This window comes from uncultured Thiocystis sp. (assembly GCF_903866365.1).
In the GTDB taxonomy this organism is placed as follows: domain Bacteria; phylum Pseudomonadota; class Gammaproteobacteria; order Chromatiales; family Chromatiaceae; genus Chromatium.
On the sequence record NZ_CAIPNF010000385.1, the window covers coordinates 1 to 2,817 of the forward strand.

Sequence of the window (2,817 nt, forward strand, 5' to 3'; positions counted from 1 at the left end):
AACTGCAATATTCGCTTTGGTCGCCCGCGATGGCGACGGTTACGGCGCGGCATCGCCGGCTCATTTTAAATGAGTAGCGGAATATGGTTACACGTATTTTTTAGATCATAAAATGCGGCGTTTGTCAATGCGTAAGTCCTGGATCCTTTTACGAGCACATAGCGGTTTGACGTTAAATCGACACGCTGATGCCTCGCGCGCGTCGCACGACAACAGGACGACGCCCTATCGGTTGATCTTTGGCCGCGCATGGCGGAGCATCGGGCATAGGAGCCTCTGCTGTCCTGTCGTCTCGCGCGCAGACACCCTGGCCTGAATGACTCAAGTGCTTTCCTGCACGGGATGTGCTTGAAGACTTGAAACCATCACCAGCAAGAAGACTCATGACGATCAAGGACATCGAATCGCGTTTATGGAGCGCCGCTGACCAGCTCTGGGCCAACACCGGGCTGCGTCCCTCGCAGTTCTCGACACCCGTTCTGGGCCTCATTTTCCTGCGCCATGCTGAACAGCGCTTCGTCGATGCACAGGCACAGCTTCAGCAAGAGGGCGTGTCGCCAGCGGAAGCCGACAAGTACGACTACCAGGAACAGGGCACCCTCTATCTACCGGACAAGGCACGTTTCTCGCATCTACTGGCGCTGCCGGAAGGCGAGAATGTCGGTCGTGCCGTCAACGACGCCATGGCCGCCATCGAGAGCGAGAACGAGAACGAGGAGCTGCGCGGCGTCCTGCCACGCAATTACACCCTGCTCTCGAACCCCACGCTGATTGAGTTGCTGCGTCTGCTGGCACCGCTCAATCAAGCGGGTGATGCGTTCGGTGTCATCTACGAATACTTCTTGGGCGCTTTCGCGCTGGCGGAAGGGCAGAAAGGCGGGGTGTTCTTCACGCCGAAGTCCCTGGTCGAACTCATCGTTGAGATCATGGAGCCCTACCACGGACGCATCTTTGATCCCGCCAGCGGCTCCGCTGGCATGTTCGTGCAGAGTGCCGCCTTCGGCAAACGTCACCAGCGCAACGTCGCCTCCGAGATCAGCGTCTTCGGCACCGAGAAGGACGCCGAAACCGTCAAGCTCGCCAAGATGAACCTCGCCGTACATGGTCTCTCGGGGGATATTCGCGTGGCGAATACCTACTACGAGAACCCGCACGACGCACTGGGTCGTTTCGACTTCGTGATGGCGAATCCGCCGTTCAATGTGAGCGGCGTGGATAAGGAGCGCCTGAAAGGCGACAAGCGGTTTCCCTTCGGCATTCCAACCACCGACAACGCCAACTATCTCTGGATTCAGCTTTTCTACAGTGCACTCAACCCCATCGGACGCGCGGGCTTCGTCATGGCGAACTCCGCCAGCGATGCGCGCGGGGCTGAACAGGAGATTCGTCGCAAGCTCCTGGACGACAACGCCGTCGATGTCATGGTCGCGGTCGGTTCCAATATGTTCTACACCGTCACCTTGCCCTGTACGCTCTGGTTTCTGGACAAAAAGAAATTTCAGACGGCGCGTGCTGACCAGGTGCTATTCATCGATGCCCGCCATCTCTACCGACAGGTCAACCGGGCACTGCGCAAGTGGAGTCCCCGGCAGATCGAGTATCTCGCCAACATTGCCCGGCTCTATCGTGGCGAAGCGCCCGAGTTCATGGCCGGTCCCGATGAAGATTATCCCGGCACCGATCCCGATCTGCGCGAAACCTTCCCGGATCTTGTCTATCAGGATGTCCCCGGACTCTGCAAAGTCGCTACGCTCGACGAGATTGCCGCTCAGGGCTGGTCGCTCAACCCAGGCCGCTACGTTGGCGTGGTGGCGGGTGAGTCCGTCAGTGACGAGGACTTCAAGGCACAGTTTGAGGCATGGAACGAGGAGTTGGAGGCGTTGAATGCGCAAGCACTGGAACTGCAAACCCGCATTGCCGAGAATGCGGCATTCTTACTTGATTGAGCCGAGGCATCCAGGATGAATACCCTGATCGAAACGGCGTTACTCGACCGGCTGCGGACCCTCGATGAAGGCCATCAAGCCGAAGTTCTGGACTTCGTGGAGTTCATCGCCACGCGCCAAGCCCATGCACAGCGGACGCTGATCGACCCCGCCCGTGATTTTCCCCGATTTGCCGGTACTGAGCCGATCACCGAGGAGAGCGTCGCGTTTCAGCGGCAGATTCGGGATACGGAATGGCGATGAACTATCTCCTCGATACCAATATCCTGATTGACATTCACGCCGGCAAAGCGATGGTTGGGATCGAGGCGGGTTATTACGCTTACTCGGTGATCAGCGAAATCGAACTACTGTCCTGGTCGAACATCACACCGACCCAGGAACGAGAGTTACGATGGCTGTTGAACCAATTTCAGCGTGTGGATCTGAACGCCGCCGTGTGCGAAGCGGCCATCCGCTTGCGTCGAGACTGTCAGTTGAAAGTCCCCGATGCCATCATCGCCGCCAGTGCGGCCACACAGAATGCAGTCTTGCTGACCAACGACCGGCAATTGTTGGGCGTTGCTGGGTTACGCAGTCAGGCGGTGGAAATTCAGCATGGATAAACGGGACGCTATCGCGTGGGATGTTGTGGAGATTGTGGAAGCATGAATGAAATCTCGTTATTGGAAACACTTGATCACAGTTTATATATGACTACTTTGACGAAAAAAACGCTGGGAGATATTGTAGAAAGGGGGTGGACGGTTAGCTCCGCCTCAAACTACATCTTGTGGGGCTGCCAATGGTGACCATCGATGAGTCGGCTCTCGGGGACAGGATCTGTCACGACGAGTTGCTCAAGCAACCGGCGGAAGAGAAGTCTGCGGGA

3 protein-coding genes are annotated in these 2,817 nt (G+C 57.2%); all 3 read left to right on the top strand.

From position 1 onward, the window contains the following. Positions 1 to 383: 383 nt before the first annotated feature. From QZY07_RS21445 to QZY07_RS21455, 3 genes are read left to right on the top strand one after another with little or no spacing between them, the layout of a single operon-like run. Positions 384 to 1,946, top strand: a complete 1,563-nt coding sequence (locus QZY07_RS21445; RefSeq protein WP_295407178.1) for a class I SAM-dependent DNA methyltransferase — start codon at positions 384 to 386, stop codon at positions 1,944 to 1,946. A gap of 15 nt (positions 1,947 to 1,961) precedes the next feature. Then, a complete protein-coding gene (locus tag QZY07_RS21450; RefSeq protein ID WP_295407181.1) occupies positions 1,962 to 2,189 on the top strand; it encodes a hypothetical protein in 228 nt (75 codons plus the stop codon). Further along, positions 2,180 to 2,551 (top strand): type II toxin-antitoxin system VapC family toxin, encoded by a 372-nt coding sequence (locus QZY07_RS21455; RefSeq protein WP_295407184.1) that lies wholly within the window; start codon positions 2,180 to 2,182, stop codon positions 2,549 to 2,551. The genes QZY07_RS21450 and QZY07_RS21455 overlap by 10 nt, the downstream gene beginning before the upstream one ends. Positions 2,552 to 2,817 lie beyond the last annotated feature (266 nt).

Coding starts and splice junctions, on each gene's coding strand:
- QZY07_RS21445 (WP_295407178.1), top strand. CDS start 384: ATGACGATCAAGGACATCGAATCGCGTTTATGGAGCGCCGCTGACCAG.
- QZY07_RS21450 (WP_295407181.1), top strand. CDS start 1,962: ATGAATACCCTGATCGAAACGGCGTTACTCGACCGGCTGCGGACCCTC.
- QZY07_RS21455 (WP_295407184.1), top strand. CDS start 2,180: ATGGCGATGAACTATCTCCTCGATACCAATATCCTGATTGACATTCAC.